General features: G+C 62.5%; 20 protein-coding genes. 8 read left to right on the top strand and 12 right to left on the bottom strand.

Annotated features, from left to right (window positions below; translation table 11 throughout):
• From E5W70_RS06015 to E5W70_RS06040, 6 genes are all read left to right on the top strand, one after another.
• Positions 1-711: D-alanyl-D-alanine carboxypeptidase family protein (locus E5W70_RS06015; RefSeq protein WP_292655236.1), on the top strand; the 711-nt coding region annotated here is incomplete at its 5' end.
• A 64-nt stretch (positions 712-775) separates the two neighbouring features.
• Positions 776-1,450 (top strand): dTMP kinase, encoded by a 675-nt coding sequence (gene tmk, locus E5W70_RS06020; RefSeq protein ID WP_292655239.1) that lies wholly within the window; start codon positions 776-778, stop codon positions 1,448-1,450.
• On the top strand, positions 1,447-2,502 hold the full coding sequence (locus tag E5W70_RS06025) for a DNA polymerase III subunit delta' (RefSeq protein WP_292655241.1): 1,056 nt from the start codon (positions 1,447-1,449) through the stop codon (positions 2,500-2,502). Before tmk ends, E5W70_RS06025 begins: the two co-directional genes overlap by 4 nt.
• A gap of 153 nt (positions 2,503-2,655) precedes the next feature.
• Positions 2,656-4,209, top strand: a complete 1,554-nt coding sequence (gene metG / locus E5W70_RS06030; RefSeq protein ID WP_292655244.1) for a methionine--tRNA ligase — start codon at positions 2,656-2,658, stop codon at positions 4,207-4,209.
• A complete protein-coding gene (locus E5W70_RS06035) occupies positions 4,209-5,003 on the top strand; it encodes a TatD family hydrolase (RefSeq protein WP_292655247.1) in 795 nt (264 codons plus the stop codon). Before metG ends, E5W70_RS06035 begins: the two co-directional genes overlap by 1 nt.
• Before the next feature lie 3 nt (positions 5,004-5,006).
• Positions 5,007-5,825, top strand: a complete 819-nt coding sequence (locus E5W70_RS06040) for an MBL fold metallo-hydrolase (protein ID WP_292655250.1) — start codon at positions 5,007-5,009, stop codon at positions 5,823-5,825.
• A gap of 151 nt (positions 5,826-5,976) precedes the next feature.
• Here the strand turns inward: E5W70_RS06040 and E5W70_RS06045 are convergent, their stop codons facing one another.
• The 4 genes from E5W70_RS06045 to E5W70_RS06060 are packed head-to-tail and all read right to left on the bottom strand — an operon-like array spanning position 5,977 to position 8,419.
• Complete coding sequence (locus E5W70_RS06045; RefSeq protein ID WP_292655253.1) at positions 5,977-6,363, bottom strand: DUF2076 family protein; 387 nt, start codon at positions 6,361-6,363, stop codon at positions 5,977-5,979.
• A gap of 32 nt (positions 6,364-6,395) precedes the next feature.
• Positions 6,396-7,103: a Bax inhibitor-1/YccA family protein gene (locus E5W70_RS06050; RefSeq protein ID WP_292655255.1), complete on the bottom strand. Its 708-nt coding sequence runs from the start codon at positions 7,101-7,103 to the stop codon at positions 6,396-6,398.
• Between the two features lie 24 nt (positions 7,104-7,127).
• A complete protein-coding gene (locus E5W70_RS06055) occupies positions 7,128-7,901 on the bottom strand; it encodes an anti-sigma factor (RefSeq protein WP_292655258.1) in 774 nt (257 codons plus the stop codon).
• Positions 7,901-8,419, bottom strand: coding sequence for a sigma-70 family RNA polymerase sigma factor (locus tag E5W70_RS06060; protein WP_292655260.1), 519 nt, complete (start codon positions 8,417-8,419; stop codon positions 7,901-7,903). The genes E5W70_RS06055 and E5W70_RS06060 overlap by 1 nt, the downstream gene beginning before the upstream one ends.
• 231 nt (positions 8,420-8,650) lie before the next feature.
• On the opposite strand from E5W70_RS06060, the gene E5W70_RS06065 reads away from it, so the two are divergent.
• On the top strand, positions 8,651-9,835 hold the full coding sequence (locus tag E5W70_RS06065; protein ID WP_292655263.1) for an amino acid aminotransferase: 1,185 nt from the start codon (positions 8,651-8,653) through the stop codon (positions 9,833-9,835).
• A gap of 139 nt (positions 9,836-9,974) precedes the next feature.
• On the top strand, positions 9,975-10,799 hold the full coding sequence (gene mazG, locus E5W70_RS06070; protein ID WP_292655266.1) for a nucleoside triphosphate pyrophosphohydrolase: 825 nt from the start codon (positions 9,975-9,977) through the stop codon (positions 10,797-10,799).
• A 6-nt stretch (positions 10,800-10,805) separates the two neighbouring features.
• Here the strand turns inward: mazG and hflX are convergent, their stop codons facing one another.
• From hflX to dusB, 8 genes are all read right to left on the bottom strand, one after another.
• Positions 10,806-12,197, bottom strand: coding sequence for a GTPase HflX (hflX, locus tag E5W70_RS06075; RefSeq protein WP_292655268.1), 1,392 nt, complete (start codon positions 12,195-12,197; stop codon positions 10,806-10,808).
• Positions 12,198-12,443, bottom strand: a complete 246-nt coding sequence (hfq, locus tag E5W70_RS06080) for an RNA chaperone Hfq (protein WP_006202172.1) — start codon at positions 12,441-12,443, stop codon at positions 12,198-12,200.
• A 145-nt stretch (positions 12,444-12,588) separates the two neighbouring features.
• Positions 12,589-13,452 carry a D-amino-acid transaminase gene (locus E5W70_RS06085; RefSeq protein WP_292655270.1) on the bottom strand — a complete coding sequence of 288 codons (864 nt, stop codon included), beginning with the start codon at positions 13,450-13,452 and terminating at the stop codon, positions 12,589-12,591.
• An 89-nt stretch (positions 13,453-13,541) separates the two neighbouring features.
• The gene (locus E5W70_RS06090; protein WP_292655273.1) at positions 13,542-14,903 is read right to left on the bottom strand and encodes a sigma-54 dependent transcriptional regulator; all 1,362 of its coding nucleotides are present in this window, start codon (positions 14,901-14,903) and stop codon (positions 13,542-13,544) included.
• Positions 14,893-17,178 carry a PAS domain-containing sensor histidine kinase gene (locus E5W70_RS06095; RefSeq protein WP_292655276.1) on the bottom strand — a complete coding sequence of 762 codons (2,286 nt, stop codon included), beginning with the start codon at positions 17,176-17,178 and terminating at the stop codon, positions 14,893-14,895. The genes E5W70_RS06090 and E5W70_RS06095 overlap by 11 nt, the downstream gene beginning before the upstream one ends.
• Positions 17,179-17,305: 127 nt before the next feature.
• On the bottom strand, positions 17,306-18,766 hold the full coding sequence (ntrC, locus tag E5W70_RS06100; protein ID WP_292655279.1) for a nitrogen regulation protein NR(I): 1,461 nt from the start codon (positions 18,764-18,766) through the stop codon (positions 17,306-17,308).
• Positions 18,763-19,905, bottom strand: a complete 1,143-nt coding sequence (locus E5W70_RS06105; RefSeq protein WP_292655282.1) for a nitrogen regulation protein NR(II) — start codon at positions 19,903-19,905, stop codon at positions 18,763-18,765. The genes ntrC and E5W70_RS06105 overlap by 4 nt, the downstream gene beginning before the upstream one ends.
• Positions 19,902-20,927 (bottom strand): tRNA dihydrouridine synthase DusB, encoded by a 1,026-nt coding sequence (dusB, locus tag E5W70_RS06110; protein ID WP_292655285.1) that lies wholly within the window; start codon positions 20,925-20,927, stop codon positions 19,902-19,904. Before dusB ends, E5W70_RS06105 begins: the two co-directional genes overlap by 4 nt.
• Position 20,928: the final 1 nt, after the last annotated feature.

The raw sequence follows: 20,928 nt of genomic DNA on the forward strand, positions 1-20,928 counted from the left end.
GCCCGCCAGATCGGCTTGCAGAAATCGACCTTCGTCAATTCCACCGGTCTGCCGGCCGATGGGCAGCAAACGAACGTTCGCGAACTCGCGCTTCTGGCCCTGCATATCTGGCGCAACTACCCGGATCTCTACCGCTATTACGGCCAGAAGGATTTTACCTGGAACAAGATTTCCCAGAGGAACCGCAATCCGCTCCTGGCCATGGATATAGGCGCCGACGGGCTCGCGGTCGGCGCCAGCGAGCAATCCGGCTTCGGCATCGTCGGCTCCGTCAGCCACAATGGCACGAGGGTGATCGCGGCGATAAGCGGCCTGGCAAACGATCGCGAGCGTGCTGAGGAAGCGCGAAAGCTGCTCGACTGGGGCGTTCGCTCCTTCGAGAAGACGGAGATATTCGCCAAGGACGAAGTGGTTGGCGAAGCCCAGGTCTTTGGCGGCGCCAAGTCCGGTGTCGCGCTAAAGGCAAAAGGACCGGTGCAGATATTCCTGCCGATCACCAACCGCGACAAGCTCACCGCCAGGATCGTCTATGACGGACCGGTTGCAGCGCCGGTGGAGGAGGGGCAGCCGGTGGGTGCGCTGCGCGTCTGGATCGGCGATACGCTGAGCCAGGAGACGCCGCTGTTTGCCGCCGAGTCGATCGGTGTCGGTTCGCTGCCGCAGCGCGCGCTCGATGCCGCCAAGGAACTGGCCGTCGGCTGGCTGCGTTAGCACCGTCACGGTGGACCTTTTTTCCCGCCGGGACTATACGGTCCCCGAAGTATGGACAACGGCTTTGGCGCGCGGATTTTTCATCACTTTTGAAGGCGGCGAAGGAGCAGGCAAGTCGACGCAGATCGAGCGGCTGGCAAGGAAGATGCGCGCCAAGAAATACGATGTGCTGGTGACGCGTGAGCCGGGTGGCTCGCCGGGCGCGGAGGCGGTCAGGCATGTCCTGCTTTCAGGCGCGGCCGAGCCGTTCGGCCCCAAGATGGAAGCGCTGCTTTTCGCCGCTGCGCGTTCCGACCATGTCGAACAGGTCATCCGGCCGGCAGTCGAGCGCGGCTCGGTCGTGCTTTGCGACCGCTTCATGGATTCTTCGCGCGTCTACCAGGGCGTCACCGGCGGCCTAGACCCGGCATTCATGGACGCATTGGAGAAGGTCGCCATCAACGGCATGGTGCCGGACATGACACTGATCTTCGACATCGACCCCGCCGAGGGCCTGAGGCGCGCTACCGCCCGGCGGGGCAGCAGTGACGGACCGGACCGCTTCGAGAAGGAAACATTGGCCATCCACCAACGCCGGCGCGAGGCGTTTCTCGCGATCGCCTCAGCTGAACCCGAACGCTGCGTCGTCGTCGATGCGTCAGCCGACCTAGATGCGGTGGAGGATGTCGTTACCGCCACGGTCTTCGCGGCTCTCGAGAGGATGATGCCGGCGCAAAGAAGGCAGGCGGCGCCGGCATGATTTTCGAACGCATCGCGCCCGAACAGCACGATACGCTGGACGGGGTGCCCGAGCCATCCGAGACGCCGCGTCTTGTCGGTCACCTGCAGGTGGCCAACATGCTTGCCAACGCCTACCGCTCGGGAAAGCTGCCGCACGCACTGATCTTTGCCGGACCGGTTGGCATCGGCAAGGCGACTCTGGCCTTTCACCTGGCGCATCATCTGTTGAAGCACCCGGCCTTCGAGCAGGCGCCGGAGAACCTTGCGGTTCCCGATCCGGCTTCGTCGCTGTTTCGCCAGATCGCCACCGGCGCGCATCCTTCGGTGCTGCATCTTACGCGCCCCGCAAACGACAAGACCAAGAGCTTCAAGACAGTGGTCACCGTCGATGAGATTCGCAAGGTCAGCCGTTTTCTGTCGCTGACGTCGCACGACGGCAGCTACCGGGTGGTCATCGTCGATCCCGCCGACGACATGAACACCAATGCTGCCAATGCCTTGCTGAAGAATCTTGAAGAGCCGCCCGCGCGCACCTTGTTCATCCTCATCGTCCATGCGCCGGGCAGTCTGCTGCCGACGATCCGGTCGCGCTGCCAGATGGTGCGGTTGGCGCCGCTCGATGCCGAGAGCTTGATGACGGTTCTGGAGGGCATCGAGCCGCCGCCACCGGAGGATCCTGCGGCGCGCGCGGCGCTGGCGGAGCGGGCAGGGGGCAGCGCGCGCAATGCGATCCTGTTGACGCAGTATGGCGGCCTTGAAATCGCCGCCACCCTCGACGCCCTGGTGATGGCCAAAAAGGTAGATGTCGCCGGCGCCTACCGTCTTGCGGAGGCGGTCGCCGGGCGCGACCAGGCAATCCAGTTCGAGATCTTCAATCGTCGTGCGCTTGATCTGCTGTCGGCCGGCGCCAGCCAGGCCGCGCTGGCCGGCGATTTGGCCCGGGCCAAAACGCTGTCGGATACTTGGCACGAGGCTTTGAACGCTATATCTGAAACCGAGACCTACAATCTCGACAAGAAGCAGCACGCCCTGACCATGATCGACCGCCTGAATTCTGCAATGCGAATGTGACGGCCGCTGGCGTGGCTTTGATGTCCCTGAGCGTTGATCCCAATCGATGGCAGGAACTTCGAATCCACCACATTGGCGTCGGATGGCAATTGCCGTTTCGATGCGATATCTCACCGCGACATCTTTCATTCAGACATTCATGACGGCTCATCCATGTCATTCGGCAAATTCTATATCACGACGGCGATTTCCTATCCGAACGGCAAACCGCATATCGGCCATGCCTACGAGCTGATTGCCACCGACGCGCTGGCCCGCTTCCAGCGGCTCGACGGCAAGGACGTGCTCTTTCTCACCGGCACCGACGAGCACGGCATCAAGATGCTGCAGACGGCGAAGAGGGAAGGCATTTCGGCGCGCGAGCTGGCAGACCGCAACTCGGCCGATTTCGAGCGCATGGCCGTCGCGCTCAATGCCTCCAACGACGATTTCATCCGCACCACCGAAAAGCGGCACTACGAGGCCTCGCAGGCGATTTGGAAGGCGATGGCGGCCAATGGCGACGTCTACAAGGGTGGCTATGCCGGCTGGTACTCGGTGCGTGACGAAGCCTATTACGGCGAAGAAGAGACCGAAGTCCGTGCCGACAATGTCCGCTATGGGCCGCAGGGAACGCCGGTCGAATGGGTCGAGGAAGAGAGCTATTTCTTCCGGCTGTCCGCCTATCAGGACAGGCTCTTGGCACTTTACGAAAACCAGCCCGATTTCGTCGGTCCTGCCGAGAGGCGCAATGAGGTGATGAGCTTCGTCAGGTCTGGCCTGAAGGACCTGTCGATCTCGCGCACCACGTTCGACTGGGGCATCCCGGTGCCGGGCGACGAGAAGCATGTGATGTATGTCTGGGTCGACGCCTTGACCAACTACATCACCGCCGCCGGCTATCCGGATCCGGCCAATGAGAGATGGTCTTTCTGGCCGGCAAACGCCCACGTCATCGGCAAGGACATTGTCCGCTTCCACGCGGTCTACTGGCCGGCTTTCCTCATGTCGGCTGGCATCGAATTGCCGAAGCGCGTGTTCGCGCATGGTTTTTTGTTTAACCGCGGCGAGAAAATGTCGAAGTCGGTCGGCAACGTCATCGACCCGTTCGCCATGATCGAGCACTACGGCCTCGACCAGGTGCGCTATTTCTTCCTACGCGAAGTGCCGTTCGGCCAGGACGGCAGCTACAGCCATGATGCCATCGTCAACCGCACCAATGCCGACCTCGCCAACGATCTCGGCAATCTGGCGCAGCGCTCGCTGTCGATGATTGCCAAGAACTGCGGCGGCGTGGTGCCGAAACGTGGCGAATTGAGCGACGCCGACAAGGCGATCCTCGATCAGGCCGATGCCGCCCTTGTCACGGCGCGCAGGACGATGGCCGACCAGGGCATCCACCTTGCTCTGGCGGCGATCTTTGGCGTGGTGGCCGAAGCCAACCGCTATTTCGCCGGGCAGGAGCCATGGGCGCTGAAGAAGACCGATCCGGCGCGCATGGAAACGGTGCTGTGGACGACCGCTGAGGTGATCCGGCGTGTCGGGTTGCTGTGCCAGCCCTTCATTCCGCAGTCGGCGGCAAAGCTGCTCGACCTTTTGGCGGTGCCGGCGGACAGCCGCGATTTCGCGAATGTCGCCGAGGATCACGCGCTGGTATCCGGTACGGCGCTGCCGGCGCCGGAACCGGTATTTCCACGCTATGTCGAGCAAACGGATACAAGCGCCTGATGCTGGTCGACAGTCACTGCCATCTCGACTTTCCGGATTTCGCCGAAGAGCGGGCGGCCATCGTCGCCCGCGCCCTTACGGCCGGCATCGGCCGAATGGTGACGATCTCGACGAGGGTGAAGCGATTTAGCCAAGTGCTTGAGATTGCCGAGACTTTCGATGAGGTCTATTGCTCGGTGGGCACCCATCCGCACAATGCGGCCGAAGAGCTTGATGTCACTGTCGATGATCTGGTCCGGCTCTCTGCTCATCGCAAAGTGGTGGCGATCGGCGAGGCCGGGCTAGACTATTTCTATGATCATGCGCCGCGCGACGCACAGGCGCAGGGCTTTCGCACCCACATCGCCGCGGCGCGCGTGACCGGTCTGCCGCTGGTCATCCATTCGCGCGACGCCGACGACGACATGGCTGAGATCCTCGAAGAAGAAACAGGGAAGGGCGCCTTCCCCTTCATCCTGCACTGTTTTTCGTCTGGGCGCAGGCTAGCCGAGATCGGTGTGGCGCTCGGCGGCTACGTTTCGTTTTCCGGTATCCTGACCTTCAAGAACTCCGCCGAGCTGCGCGCCGTCGCCGCCGATGTGCCGCGCGACCGTCTGCTGGTCGAAACCGATGCGCCATATCTGGCGCCGATACCGTTCCGCGGCAAACGCAACGAGCCTGCCTATGTTGCGCATACAGCCAAGATACTGGCCGAGACGGTCGGCGTCCGCGAGGCCGAGATCGCTGATATCACCACGGATAATTTTTTCCGGCTGTTCAGGAAAATGCCGCGCCCGAGCGCGCCGGGCCTCTGACGCATGAGCGACCGGCTGCGTCTTACCGTCCTCGGCTGCGGCTCATCGCCGGGCACGCCACGCATCACCGGCGACTGGGGCAATTGCGATCCCGCGAATCCCCGGAACCGGCGCACGCGCACCGCAGCGCTTGTCGAGCGGATCGCGCCGAATGGCGCCCGGACCACGGTCGTCATCGACACCGGCCCGGATTTCCGCGAGCAGATGCTGCTGGCATCGGTCAAGCGCATCGATGCGGTGGTCTATACACATCCGCATGCCGACCATATCCACGGCATCGACGATTTGCGCGGCTTCGTGCTCGAGCAGCGCCACCGGATCGATATCCATGCCGATCGAGCCACCATGCTGCGCTTACGCGAGGCGTTCCGCTACTGTTTCGAAACACCGAAAGGCAGTTCGTATCCGCCGATCGTCAACGCCCATATCATCGACCACGACAGGCCAGTGGTGATCGAGGGCGAGGGCGGCACCCTCACCCTCGAACCGCTGCTGCAGCTCCATGGCGACATCACCTCGCTGGGTTTCCGCATCGGCGGGCTGGCTTATTGCCCTGACGTCAGCGACTTTCCGGACGCGACCGCCAAGCGTTTGCGCGGGCTGGACATGCTGGTCATCGACGCGCTGCAATACACCGTCCACCCGAGCCATCTGTCGCTTGGCCAGGCGCTTGGCTGGATCGAAAGACTGGCGCCGAAGAACGCGGTGCTGACGCATATGCATGTGCCGCTCGACTACGCCACGGTAATGGCCGAGACGCCGGCCAACGTCGAGCCCGCCTATGACGGCATGACGATCGAAATCCCTTACGAATCAGCGTGAAGGACCAGGTTTTTACGGCGTGGGTTCCCGAGTTGGATCTCGCGAGGTGCTATCTTCACGCCACATCCAATCGGCCATGCCAGTTCCATAATCTATCTTATGCGACTGAAGCCTATAGCATCCGTTGGCGGCGAGATCAGACCGGTCACTCTTAGACATTCGCAACAGCGCTGGGGGCAACGGGCATGCTAGGGTTGCGAATCATGAACACACTCCCGCTGCTTGCAAGTCTTGCCCTCACCCTCGCGTGCGCGTTCACTGGCGCGCGAGCGCAGGACCTTGATCGTGCTCCAGGCGAAAACGACCTGGCTTTCGCGAAACGTGTTGTTGCGTTTTCTTCGATGCGCGCCTGAGCTGCGTTCAGGGCCTGCTCCTGCACCACGATCGTCTGAGCCATGTAATATGGCGCCCCAGGCTGCCGGGTGATCTGATCTTGGATGAAGCGCTCTGCTTCGGCATCGCGCGGCGGCGCCTGGCGCTCGACATTTGCCAACTTCTCGAAGAGGTGTCCGATCGCCTGCTGATCGTTTCTGTCCATGATATCCAATTCCGGCCGTGGTCCGACGCCGGCTATTCGCGCTCGCCGGTGAAGTTCAACAGCAGTTGGAAGATGTTGATGAAGTTCAGATAAAGCGAGAATGCACCGAAGACAGCGAGTTTCTGCTGTGATTCCGCACCGAAGTTTTCCGCATACTGCTCCTTGATAGTCTGGGTGTCCCAGGCGGTAAGACCGATGAAGACGGCGATGCCGATCACCGAGATCGCGAACTGGAGCGCGGTCGAGCCCAGGAAGATATTAACGATGCTGGCGATCACCACGCCGATCAGGCCCATGATCAGGAGCGACGAAAACTGCGTCAGGTCGCGTTTGGTCGTGTAGCCGTAAAGGCTGGTCGCGCCGAACATGGTGGCGGCGATGAAGAAGGTGCGCGCGATGCTGGTGCCGGTAAAGACCAGGAACACGGAAGCCAGCGAGAGGCCCATGACCGCGCAGAACGCCCAAAACATCGCCTGGGCGCCGGGTGCCGACATCGTCTGCATCCGAAACGAGAACAAGAGCACAAAGCCCAGCGGTGCCAGCATCACCACCCATTTCAGCGGGGTGGAGAAGATCGGCACGTAAAGGGCGGGCGTGGAAGCCACCACGAACGCGATCACGCCCGTAACGACGAGGCCAAGGCCCATGTAGTTATAGACGCGCAGCATGTGCCGGCGCAGGCCCTCGTCGTAGACGGCTCCGGCTCGGGCTCCGGCCCCGATATATCCGAGATTGTTCATGTGGTTCTCCTTCTTGAAGGTCGATCAATAAAGCGTTTTGGCGAGCGCTTCGGCCGTGAGATCTATGCCTTGGATGTCGCTACGTGCGACGACCGCGTAGGCGACCTCGCCGATCTGGAAATAGGCCGAGGAAACCTCGCCCGAGGGAACGACGGTCGGCCCGACGACGTCGAATGTGCCGGGCCGTATGGCGAACAGCGAGACCAGTCCCATCTCCCTTGTCTCGACTGCCATCTCGACGCTCGGGCCGAACTGCGATGGGTAGATCTGTACGTCACGGACCGTCCATTCCGCTGGCAGCGACGGCATGACGATCGCAGTGGCAGCGCGGATTTCATCGGCGTTGTAGCCGGGTGCCGCGGTTTGGGACGACATCGCCTCGCGCATGAGTGTCGTCCGGTGCGCCCGCACCGCCTCTTCTACATAGGCGGGCGGATGGGTCGAAGCGACGACTTTCGTCACCGACATCGGCCCGATGAGCCCGTTCGCAAGCCAGCCGGCGGCGACGAAGACAGCGACTGCCGCCGCCCGCTGCAAAGCACCAAGGACACGGCCGCGCGCCAATCCCCGTTCCAGCCGCCGTGCAGCATCGGCCGTCGCGGGACGCGCCATGCCTTTCGATCCGGCAAGCGCCACGCGCAATTCGTCACGCATCCGTAGGTCGGACATCACCCGCGCGGCCGCTTCCGGGCGGGCCGAAAGGAACGCCTCGACCTCGATGCGACGAGCCACGTCCAGCTGATCGTCGACATAGGTGTCGAGATCGGTGTCGGTCACGGGATCGCGCAGTTGGTTCATCATCGACCTCCGACGATCTTCAGATGGCCTTTCGCGCGTGCCGGCACCGCGTCCTCCATCTCGCGCAGGGCCGCACGCGCCCTGCCGATGCGCGAGATCAGCGTCCCCAGCGGCACGCCGCTGACCTCGGCAGCCTCGCTGTAGCTAAGTCCCTCGATGGCGACGAGATGCAGCGCGCAACGTTGCTCTTCCGGCAACATGAAAAAAGCATCGCGCACCTGTGCCAGACGGACTGAATGTTCCTGCGGAGCCTGGACACTGGCCTCGGCGAGATAGCCGGCCTGTTCAATGCGCATTGCTTCGGATCTGCGGGATCGCAGGCCGTCGATGAATGCATTATGGACGATCGACAGCAGCCATACGCGAAGATTTCCGCCGGAGTGGAAGCTGCTGCGCCGCTCATAGGCACGCACCAGCGCATCATGCACCAGATCCTCTGCATCGGCGCTGTCGCGCGTCAGCGAGCGTGCATAGCGGCGCAGCGAACCGAGCTGTCCCAGAATATCGAAGCGTGGCATCGGCCGTTTCATGTCCTGTTTACGGAGCAGGTCGTGATTTTAATCCCGCTTTCCCCGAATTTTCTTGGGCGGCTCGCCGTGCTCTCTCCTGGGAGATATCGCGCCTGCCCTCGCGCGGCAGATAGTATTGGCCGCCCTCGAGGCAAACCCGACGCCGAGTTGGCGCATATGAAACTGCTGGCAAAGCACGGCCGGTTTGCGTATCACTCCGCCGCCAACGGAACCTTATCGATGTTCGAAAATCTCCAGCCCGCGCCTGCCGACAAGATCCTTGCCTTGATCGGCCTCTATCGCGCTGATCCGCGTCCCGACAAGGTCGATCTTGGGGTGGGCGTCTACAAGGATCGCGAGGGCAAGACGCCGGTGATGCGCGCGGTGCGCGAAGCCGAAAAGCGGCTGCTGCAAGGCCAGGATACCAAGACCTATCTCGGCCTTGCCGGCGATACCGCCTTCAACGCGGCGATGGCCAGATTGGTGTTCGGCCCAACCGCCGACATGACGCGCATTCGTGCGGCGCAAGCCCCCGGCGGCTCCGGCGCGCTGCGGCTGGTGGCAGAGCTGCTGAAAAGGACCCGCCCCGACGCGACGGTCTGGCTGTCGGATCCGACCTGGCCGAACCACATGCCGGTGTTGCGCGCCGCTGGCCTGCAGATACGCGAATATCCCTATTTCGACGCTGCTTCTGGTGCGGTTCGCTTCGACGACATGCTGAATGCATTGAGAGCCGCGAATCCTGGCGACGTCGTATTGTTGCATGGCTGTTGCCATAACCCGACAGGCGCCAATCTAGACATCTCGCAATGGGCTGCCGTTGCCGATCTTGTCGTTGAGCGCGGCCTGCTGCCCTTTGTCGACATCGCCTATCAGGGCTTTGGCGAGGGGCTTGATGCGGATGCCGCCGGCTTGCGCATGCTAGCGGCAAAAGTTCCGGAAATGGTGGTTGCCTCGAGCTGCTCGAAGAACTTTGCCGTCTATCGCGACCGCGTCGGTGCAGCGCTGATCATGGCGAAAGACGGCGCGCAGGCGGATTTGGCGATGGGCCAGATGCTGTCGGCGGCGCGCGCCATGTATTCGATGCCGCCGGACCACGGCGCTGCGGCGGTGCGCATCGTGCTTGAAGACCCGGCATTGCGTTCCGACTGGGAGGCAGAGCTTGAGGAGATGCGGCTGCGCATGCTGCGGCTGCGCGTCCAGTTCGCCGAGGCGCTGCGGCGGCAGTCCAACTCCGACCGTTTCGATTTCGTCGCCAGCCATCGCGGCATGTTTTCCCGGCTTGGCCTGTCGGAAGCGCAAGTCGAGCGGCTGCGCGCCGAGCATGCCATCTACATGGTCGGCGACAGCCGCGTCAACGTCGCCGGCCTGCCCGAGGACGGCATGGATGCGCTCGCCAAGGCGATCGTCTCCGTGCTCGACTGATACTTTTTGCTAGTTAGGATCTTTTCCGGAAACCGGCTTCCACTTTCGGATCATGGTCTGGCCGCCCATCTGTGGACAAGACGCCCTCGCCGGCTGAAGCCGTTGGCCGCGCGGCCGGGTACAGGATAGCGTTCGCCTGATGAAACCCTCGAAAGACATTTCCCGGCTGATCGAGATCATGGCAGCGCTGCGGGCGCCGGAAACCGGCTGTCCGTGGGACATCGAGCAGGACTTTTCGACAATCGCGCCATACACGATCGAGGAAGCCTACGAAGTGGCGGACGCCATCGCGCGCGGCGACCTGGACGATCTGCGCGATGAACTCGGCGATCTCCTGCTGCAAGTGGTCTACCACGCGCAAATGGCCGAGGAGGCCGGCGAATTTTCATTCGGTGACGTGGTCGAGGCCATCACCACAAAAATGATCCGCCGCCACCCGCATGTTTTCGGCGACGAAAAGGCGCGCAGCGCCGGCATGGCCAAGGGCATGTGGGAAAAGATCAAGGCAGAGGAAAAGGCGGAGAAGCGCAGTGCGCGCCTCGCCCGTGGACTCGACCCGGAAGACCATGGCAAGGGCTTTCTCGACAGCGTGCCGGTCGCCCTACCCGCGCTGACCCGGGCGCTCAAACTGCAGGAAAAGGCCGCCCGCGTCGGCTTCGACTGGAGCGAGGCGGCACCGATCCTGGAAAAGATTGAGGAGGAGATCGGCGAGTTGCGCGAAGCGCTGGCCAACGGCGACAGCGCGCCGATCAAGGACGAGTTCGGCGACATGCTGTTTGCGGTCGTCAATCTCGGCCGGCACCTCAAAATTGATTCCGAAGCGGCACTCAGCGGCACCAACGGAAAATTCCGGTCGCGCTTCCACTATGTCGAGCAGGCGCTGCAAGCGTCGGGAAACAGCCTCGAAGAGGCGACGCTGGACGAGATGGAAGCGCTCTGGCAGCAGGCAAAAAGCGCGAAGTAAACGCCCCTACCCGTTGTTTTGACGACGCAATCGGCTTTCAATCTCTTGCCGAGCGCTGTGCGTGGCCTTGAGCGCGATGGTCACGCTGCCATCCTCATTGTCATCACGCGAGACGATGTCGCCGTTGCGGTAAAGCCAGTCGACGACGCCGAGTTGGTCGGGCTTGAGCGTGACGGTGAACGTCTCCAGTTCGCCCGACATCATCGTCTCGATGATCGCCTTCAGCGCATCGATGCCCTCGCCGGTAACCGCCGATATGGCGATCGGCGGCGTCTTCTTGCCGTCAGCCCCGTCGGCAAGTAGCCGCGCCCGGTTGCCTTCGTCGAGCCGGTCGATCTTGTTCCACACTTCGATGACGCGCTTGGTATCGCGGGCATCGACGCCGAGATCGGCAAGGATGCGCTCGACATCTTCGGCCTGCGCGGCAGTATCGGGATCGGAGATGTCGCGCAGATGAATTACGAGGTCTGCCTCGACCACTTCCTCCAGCGTCGCCCTGAAGGCCGCGACCAGATGCGTTGGAAGGTCGGAAATGAAGCCGACCGTATCGGAAAGGATGATCGGCGTTCCGTGCGGCAGGCGCACGCGGCGCAGCGTCGGGTCGAGCGTGGCAAACAGCATGTCTTCCGCCAGCACCCCTGCTCCGGTCAGCCGGTTGAACAGCGTCGACTTGCCGGCGTTGGTGTAGCCGACGATCGCCACCACCGGAAACGGCACCTTCTTGCGCTTGGCGCGGTGCAGGTCGCGGGTGCGGCGCACGGTTTCGAGCTCGTGCTTCAGCTTGGTGATCTTGTCCTGCAGCACACGCCGATCCGACTCGATCTGGGTCTCGCCAGAGCCGCCGAGAAAGCCGGCGCCGCCGCGCTGGCGCTCGAGATGGGTCCAGCTCCGCACAAGGCGGCCCTTCTGGTAGTTGAGATGGGCAAGGTCGACCTGCAGCGTGCCTTCCTTGGTGCGGGCGCGCTCGCCGAAAATCTCCAGGATCAGCCCGGTGCGGTCGAGCACCTTGGCGTTCAACTCTTTTTCGAGGTTGCGCTGCTGTACCGGGGTCAGCGGATGATCGACAATGACCACTTCCGCGTGGCCCTCTTTGACGATCTCGGCGAACTCCGCGACCTTGCCGCTGCCGAGCAAGGTCGCCGGACGTGGATCGTTGACGGTCACCACCGCCGTGTGGACCAGGTCAAGGTCGATGGCGCTCGCGAGGCCGACCGCCTCGTCGCGACGGGCCTCGGCAGAACGGGTCAGGCGCGGGCGATTGGTATCGTCGTCGCCACGCGGCTGCCGGGTAAGCACCGGCACGATGACCACCGCCCGGGTCGGACCGTTGGCCTCTGTCCCGGTCTGATGTGCTGGTTTTCCGCGAACGCTGCGGTCCGCGTCTTTCTCACGTGCCAATCAGGCGCCCTGGCTTTCCTCACCATCGAACATCTGAACCGGCTGGCTCGGCATGATCGTGGAAATAGCGTGCTTGTAGACAAGCTGGGAATGGCCGTCGCGACGCAGCAGAACGCAGAAATTATCGAACGAAGTGACCACGCCGGTCAGCTTCACGCCGTTGATGAGAAAGATGGTGAGTGGGTTTTTGCTCTTGCGAACTGAATTCAGGAACAGGTCCTGAAGATTTTGCGATCGTTCCGCCATTGTTCTTGTCTTTCGCCGATCCCCTTCGGTTTGCAGGCCAATGCGCCAAATTAGCCGGCACATGTCAAGCACGCAAACACCATCTTGCCGTCAGTAACGACAAGCAGAACGAGATATATTGATGTTCATTCCATCTGTGCGGTTATCAGGCTGGACTTTTTTCCGCAACGTCAAAAAAGGCCTGCCGTAATGAAACTGTTATCGAGCCCGGGTGGCCGTTGGCGACGGCAGCGCCATCGATCGCCACCACCGGCATGGCAATCGTGGTGGCGGAGCTGATGAAAACCTCGCGCGCGGCCTTGGCTTCGGCAACCGAAAAGCCGCGCTCCTCGATCTTCAGGCCGAGCTTGGCGGCGACATCGAACAGCGTCGTGCGGGTGATGCCGCGCAGGATGCCGTGCTCGGCAGGCCGTGTCACCAGCACGCCATCCCCTGTGATGATCCAGGCGTTCGACGATCCACCTTCCTTGACTGTGCCGTCGACATCGACGAACCAGGCCTCCTGAGCGCCGGCTTCCTTGGCTTTCTGCTTGGCCAGCACGTTCGGCAGCAGGCCGACCGACTTGATATCGACCCGATCCCAGCGGTTCTCCGGCACCGTGATAACCCGGATCCCGCTCTCGGCCCGCTTCGCGGCAGCTGCAGGATCGGCTTTTTTGGCGGTCACCACCAGCGACGGCTTCGTGCCCGCCGGCGGGAAGAAAAACTCGCGGCTGGCGACACCGCGTGTCACCTGGACATAGACCAGGCCGTCGATGACATGGTTGCGGCGCACCACCTCGCGCATGACGAGCGGCAGCACGCCGCGCGTGATCGGCCAATCGATCGAGAGTTCGGTAAGTGAGCGGTTCAATCGGGCGAGATGGCGCGGCATGTCGACGATGAAGCCTCGTGCCACCTCGCAGACCTCGTAGACGCCGTCGGCGAATTGATAGCCACGGTCCTCGATGTGCACGGAAGCTTCGGCGTGAGCGACGTAGCGCCCGTTCACATAGGCAATGCGCGGCATGGCTAATCCCTGGACGAAGTCCCAGCTTTCTTATGCGATTCCAAGACGGCCGTAACGGATAATTGCGTGGGCCACGACTGGTGTGGCTATCAGACGCCCAGCGACTTCAGCTTGCGGTGCAATGCAGAGCGTTCCATGCCGATAAACTCTGCTGTCTTCGAGATGTTGCCGCCAAAACGGTTGATCTGGGCGATCAGATAGTCCTTCTCGAATTGTTCGCGCGCTTCCCGCAGCGGCAGCGCCATTATGTGCTGATCGGATTTGTTTGGAGTGCGCGGCATGACGTCGCCGATCTCGGCAGGCAGGAGATCGGCGGTGATCGGCGCATCGACTTCGTCGCCGCGCGCCAGGATCATCAGCCGCTCGACATTGTTTCGCAACTGCCGAACGTTGCCCGGCCAGTTGTGCGCCTGCAGTACCGCCAGCGCGTCGTCGCCGATGCGGCGCGGCTTGATGCCGGCCTGGCGAGCGATCTGCTTCATGAAATTGTCGACCAGATAAGGAATGTCCTCGCGACGCTCGGCCAGTCCCGGCACCATGACCGGAACCACGGCCAGGCGATGATAAAGGTCTTCGCGGAAACGGCCGTCGGCGATCATGGCTTCCAGGTTCTGCGAGGTCGACGAGATGATGCGCACGTCGACCTTGACCCGCTTGGTGCCCCCTACCCGCTCGAACTGCTGCTCGACCAGCACGCGCAGGATCTTGTTCTGCGTCTCGCGCGGCATGTCGGCCACTTCATCTATGTAGAGAATGCCGCGATGGGCCTCCTCCAGCGCACCGACCTTGCGTTCGACGCCATTCGATTCGGTGCCGAACAGCTCGATCTCCATACGCTCCGGGGTGATGTTGGCGGCGCTCAGCGTCACAAACGGTGCACTCTTGCGCGCTGAGAGCGCGTGGATGGCGCGCGCGGCCAGTTCCTTGCCCGAGCCGGAGGGGCCAATGATCATGACGCGGCTGTTGGTCGGTGCGACGCGCTCGATGGTCTGGCGCAATTGGCTCATTGCCGACGACATGCCGATGAGGTCGAAAGTCTCCCCGCTGCGCAGCTTGAGATCCGAAACCTCGCGTCTCAATTTGGAGGTTTCGAGCGCCCGTTCGGCAATGAGGATCAGCCTGTCGGCCTTGAATGGCTTTTCGATGAAATCATAGGCGCCGCGGCGGATGGCCGAAACTGCCGTTTCGATATTGCCGTGGCCCGAGATCATCACCACCGGCAGGTTCGGGTGCATCGTCTTGATCTCGTCCAGCAAGGCCAGGCCATCGAGCCGCGAGCCCTGCAGCCAGATGTCGAGGAAGATCAGCCTGGGTGCCCGGTCGGCGACCGCCGCCAGCGCGCTGTCGGCATCAAACGCCGTGCGTGTTTCGTGACCTTCGTCGCTCAGGATACCGGCGACGAGTTCGCGGATGTCTTCCTCGTCATCGACGATGAGAATATCAGACGCCATTACCGACCTTTTCAGTTTCTTTTTCGTGTTCCGTCTTGCCGTCGCCGCGTATCGGAACGGTGGCGGCAACCGGCAGGATGATGCTGATCATTGCGCCCCGCCCATCGTGGAAGTCCGCTGGTGCATCGTGCAATTCGAGTCGCCCGCCATGGTCCTCCACGATCTTCTTGACGATAGCGAGGCCAAGCCCGGTGCCTTTCTCGCGTGTCGTCATGTAAGGCTCGAGCAAGCGCTGCCGGTTTTCGCGGGGCAAGCCCCTGCCGTTGTCGATGACGTCGATTCGAATCGCGCCATTCTGACGCCCGGCTTGAATCCGGATTATGCCGTGCGGACGATCCTCTGCATCAAGTCCGTCGATTGCTTCGGCAGCATTCTTGATGACGTTGCCGAACGCCTGCGCCATCAGGCGGCTGTCGAACGTGCCTTTGAGCGGCTCATTGCCGAAGATGCGCTCGAAGGTGATGTCGGCGCGGCTCACTTCGACCAGGAAGGAGGCCTCGCGCAACGAATCGCGCAGATCGATGGCCTTCATTTCCGGTTTCGGCATGCGGGCGAACGCCGAGAACTCGTCGACCATGCGGCCGATGTCCTCCACTTGCCGGATGATGGTGTCGGTGCATTGATCGAAAACCTCACGGTCCTCGGTGATGACCTTGCCGTAACGGCGCTTGATGCGCTCGGCCGAAAGCTGGATCGGCGTCAGCGGGTTCTTGATCTCGTGGGCAATGCGCCGCGCCACGTCGGCCCATGCGGAGGAACGCTGTGCCTGGACCAGATCGGTAATGTCGTCGACTGTCACGACGTAGGATTTATCCTCCGAACCGTCGTCGCCGGCTTCGATCGTGATCTGCACGTTGAAAGTCCGTTCAGTGCCGGCACGATAGAAGGTGACCTGTTCGCGATAGACCGGCCTGCCCGACTTGCGGCCGATCTCGAAGACGCGGCCGACGTGCGGCAGCACGGCGGAAAGGTTCTGCCCAAGCGCTGCCGTGGCGGATATGGCCAGCATCGTTTCGGCCGAACGGTTGACGATGGTGACGATGCCATATGGATCGACGCCGATGACCCCGGCGGTGACGCCGGCAAGCACCGCCTCCGAAAAGCGCCGCCGTTCATCGATCAGATCCTTGGCCGACAGGATCTCGTTGCGCTGCGATTTCAATTCCATCAGCATCTTGTTGAATGTGTCGCCGAGCGAGGCGACGTCGCCATCGGAGGGGCGGACAGGCACGGCTACGTCCAGATTGCCGGTGGCGACCTCATCGGCCGCGCCGATGAGCTGACGAATCGGCCGCACCAGGCGGTCGGCAACCGCAATGCCAGTCCAGATGGCGGACAGGATGATGATCAGCGTCAGCGACAGATAGGGAAGCGCGAAAGCCACTTGCGAGGTGCGGCGATTGTCTTCGAGACCGCGATATTCGGCGGTGTTGGATTTGACGATCTGCCGTGCCTTGATCACCTCGGGATCGACGAGGCGGATGGTGTAGAGATAGAGCCCGTCGATCTCGCGCAGCTTGACGATCGCACCCATGATGTTGCGGGTGCGCGGCTCTATCAGCACTGGCTTGCCATCGGCAGCGCTTGCCACGGCGCCCTCAGGCGGCTCCGGCATGGCAAAGTCTGCGTCGGTCTTGGCACTCATAACGAAGGAACCATCGGGCTTGATGAGTGCTGCGTGTGCCAGCGAACGTCCCACCGCCTCCTTGTTCATGAGATCGAGGAACCCGGTGCGATCGAGGCCGTAGAGCGTGCGCGAAGCGTCGAGGTCGTAAGCCATCGACAACGTCGTGCCCTGAAGATTTCGTGCGTTTTCCTGCACATAGGCGTCGGCGATCGACAACGACGAATTGACGATCGTCTTGGTGCGGATCTCGAACCAGCGGTCGAGGCCGATATCGAGCGTGATCGACGCTATGATCGCCACCATGATCGCGGGAATTGCGGCGACCAGCGCAAACATCGCCACGATGCGCACGTGCAGGCGCGACGCAGCCTTGCCGTGCCGCCGCGCCATCAGGATGCGATGCACTTCGCGGCCGACCAGCAAGATCAGAAACAGCACGAACGCCGCATTAAGCGCAATCAGCGCCAGCGTCGTCCTCGCGTCGGGCGTGATCGGCGTGGCGCCAACGAGAATGGCGAAGGAGATCGCCGCCGTCACCAGCGCACCGGCAACGGCGATCACGCCGGGCAGCGCAAGCAGCCGGCGACCGTCTCGCGCGCCGGTATTGCTGAAAAGCGGTTTGCTCAGTGTCGGTGCGTGCAGAGCCATGTCGCCGTCTAGAGCCAGTGATTGCGTCGGATGTATGCAACGCATTGTGGCGATTATGCAACAAGTGTGGCCGAGACGGAAATCTTTCGGCGATCGATCCCCTGGAAAGCGCTCGTAAGGGGTTCGTTTAGATCTGCCTGGAGGACTTGTAGACGTTGACGCCGAGTTCGCGAATCTTCTTGCGCAGCGTGTTGCGGTTGAGCCCCAGCAGTTCGGCAGCCTTGATCTGGTTACCGCGCGTTGCGGTCATCGAGGCGAGGACCAGCGGATATTCGACCTCGGAGAGGATTCGCTGATAGAGCCCGGCCGGCGGCAAGTCGCCGGCAAACGAGGCAAAATAGCGTTGCAGGAAATGCTCCACCGCCTGGCCGATGGAAAGGTCATCGGGAATGAGGTTGCCGCCACCTGGAACGACAGGTCTTTCGCCTGTCTTCAACTCCGCCTCGATGATCTCGGCGGAAATCTCGTCCTGCGAATACAGCGCAGCCAGCCTGCGGATGAGGTTTTCGAGTTCGCGCACGTTACCCGGCCATGGGTAGCGCTTCATCAGCTCGATGCCGCCGGTGGAAATGCGCTTGGTCTGCAGGCCTTCACTGGCGCCGAGCTTGAAGAAGTGCCGGACGAGGTCCGGAATGTCCTCCGATCGCTCGCGCAGCGCCGGCAGCCTGAGCGGCACAACGTTCAGGCGATAGAACAGATCCTCGCGGAAAAGCCCCTGATTGATCAGCGTGCGCAGGTCCTTGTTGGTGGCAGCGACGATGCGCACGTCGGTCTTGATCGGCGTGCGGCCGCCGACCGTGGTGTATTCGCCCTGCTGCAACACACGCAACAGCCGCGTCTGCGCTTCCATCGGCATGTCACCGATCTCGTCGAGGAAGAGCGTGCCGCCTTCGGCCTGCTCGAAACGGCCGGTGGAGCGGTTCTGCGCGCCGGTAAAGGCGCCCTTCTCGTGCCCGAACAACTCCGATTCGATCAAGTCGCGCGGGATCGCTGCCATGTTGATGGCGACGAAAGGACCGCCTCGGCGGCGGCCATATTCATGCAGCGCGCGCGCCACCAGTTCCTTACCGGTACCCGACTCTCCGCTGATCATGACCGTCAGGTCGGTCTGCATCATGCGCGCCAGCATGCGGTAGATGTCCTGCATGGCCGCCGAGCGGCCGACCAGCGGCATCGTTTCCGGCGGCTCGTCGGCCCGCGTATCGATCTTCGGCCGCCGCGGCTCGGAAAGTGCGCGGTTGACGATGCTGAGCAGCTCGGTCAGGTCGAACGGTTTCGGCAGATACTCATAGGCCCCGGTTTCGGAGGCACGAATTGCTGTCATGAACGTGTTCTGGGCACTCATGACGATGACCGGCAGTTCCGGTCGTGCCTTCTTGATGCGCGGCAGCATGTCGAAGGCGTTCTCGTCAGGCATGACAACGTCGGTGATAACCAGATCGCCCTCGCCCGCCGCAACCCAGCGCCACAGCGTCGAAGCGTTGGAGGTGACACGCACGTCGTGGCCGACGCGCGAAAGCGCTTGGTTGAGGACAGTGCGGATGGCCGCATCGTCGTCGGCGACGAGAATATTGCCGCGAACGGTCATTTGCGGTCTCCTTCACCGTCGTCGTCGGTGCCAAACTGGGTTTCTTTCCACGCCGGCATCAGGATGCGGAAGGTGGTCCCGCGCGGCGTCGATTCGCATTCAATGATGCCGCCATGCTCGCCGACGATTTTTGCGACCAGCGCCAGACCGAGACCGGAGCCGTTCGGCTTGGTGGTGATGAAGGGATCGAACAGGATCGGCAGGATATCCTCGGAGACACCGGAACCGTTGTCGCGTACGCAGAATTCCAATGGCAGCGACACGCGATCCTGAGTCCCGGGTACAGAAACGCGAATGCCCGGGCGGAAGGCGGTCGATAGCATGATCTCGCCCTGTGGATCGCTGCCGATCGCCTCGGCGGCATTTTTTACCAGATTGAGGAACACCTGGATGAGCTGGTCGCGATTGGCAAAAACCGGAGGCAATGATGGATCATAATCCTCCAATATCTTGATCCGCTTGGCAAAACCGTTCTTGGCGATTGCTTTGACATGGTCGAGCACGACATGGATGTTGACAGGGTAGCGGTCGATCGGCCGCTCGTCCGAAAACACCTCCATGCGGTCGACCAGCGAGACAATGCGGTCGGTCTCGTCGGTGATCAGCCTGGTCAGTGCGCGATCCTCGTCGGACGCCGACAGCTCAAGCAGCTGCGCGGCACCACGAATGCCGGACAGCGGGTTCTTGATCTCATGGGCAAGCATCGCGGCGAGGCCGGTGACCGAGCGCGCCGCGCCGCGATGCGTCATCTGCCGGTCGATCTTGTCGGCCATTGAGCGTTCCTGGAACATCACCACGACGGAGCCTGGAAATTCCGTTACCGGCGCGACGTAGAGGTCGACTACCTTCTCGATGCCGAGACGCGGCGACGAGACGTCCACCCGGTATTCGTTGACTGGCGCCCGGCGCTCGCGCACCTGGTCGACAAGCGTCAGCAGCGGGCTGCCGAAAGGAATGAGCTTGTGCAGCGTGTTGCGGGCGAGCATCGTGGCACTCGAACGGAAAAAATCCTCGGCATCCGCATTGGCGAAGATGATGAAGCCTTGCGGATCGACCATGATCACCGGCCGACGAATGGTGTTGAGCACAATATGCGCGGCGTCCGCCATATCCGTGCTCTGTGTGACGGTGGCGTTCATGCCGCACTCCGCAGGTTCGCCACTTCGGGAGCGCTTGAGAACATGTCGCGCAGCAAGGCAGTGACACGCCCAGGCTCGAAGGACGTGAGTACGGCCTTGCGCCGGTCGTCGCTTGTGGCGGCGTGGCGGTCGAGATACCAGCCGAGATGCTTGCGCGCCTGGCGCAATCCGCTTTCCACGCCATAGAGCGTCAGCATGTCTTCGTAATGGGCAATGACGTAGTCGCTCAGCGCTTGCGGGCTGTCCGGCATGCCGGATACCGGCTCTGCCCGCGCGGCCGCTACAATGCTGCCGGCAGTCCACGGCGCGCCATAGTGCGCACGGCCGATCATCACCGCGTCGGCGCCAGACTGGTCGAGGATCGACGCTGCCTCTGCCGGCGAGCCGACATCGCCATTGGCAACGACCGGGATCGAGACGGCCTGCTTGACGCGTGCGATGGCACGCCAGTCGGCCTTACCCTGATAGAACTGGCAACGTGTGCGGCCGTGCACCGTAACCATCTTGACGCCGGCCTGCTCGGCGCGTCGGGCCAGCATCGGGGCGTTGAGCGCACCTTCGTCCCAGCCGAGCCGCATTTTGACCGTGACCGGCACCTCGACCGCGCCGACTACCGCTTCGATCAGCGACAGCGCGTGGTCGAGGTCTCGCATCAGTGCCGAACCGGCATAGCCGCCCGTCACCTTCTTGGCCGGACAGCCCATGTTGATGTCGATGATGTCAGCACCCTCGCCGGCCACGATTCGCGCGCCCTCGGCCATGTGCACCGCCTCGCGGCCGGCAAGCTGGACCATGTGGACAGGCAGCCCGGAATGACGGATCCGCAGGCCCGAGCCAGCCCTGCCCTTTGCAAGCTCACCGCTCGCCACCATTTCCGATACAACCAGCCCGGCGCCATGGGCATGGGCGCGCTGCCGGAACGGCTCGTCGGTGATGCCCGACATCGGCGCGAGAAACACGCGATTGCGGATTCTCACGCCACCCACATCCAGCGGCGAAGCCAATTTGGTCACATCAGGCATG

It is taken from the genome of Mesorhizobium sp. (assembly GCF_005063415.1).
Classification (GTDB): Bacteria; Pseudomonadota; Alphaproteobacteria; order Rhizobiales; family Rhizobiaceae; genus Mesorhizobium.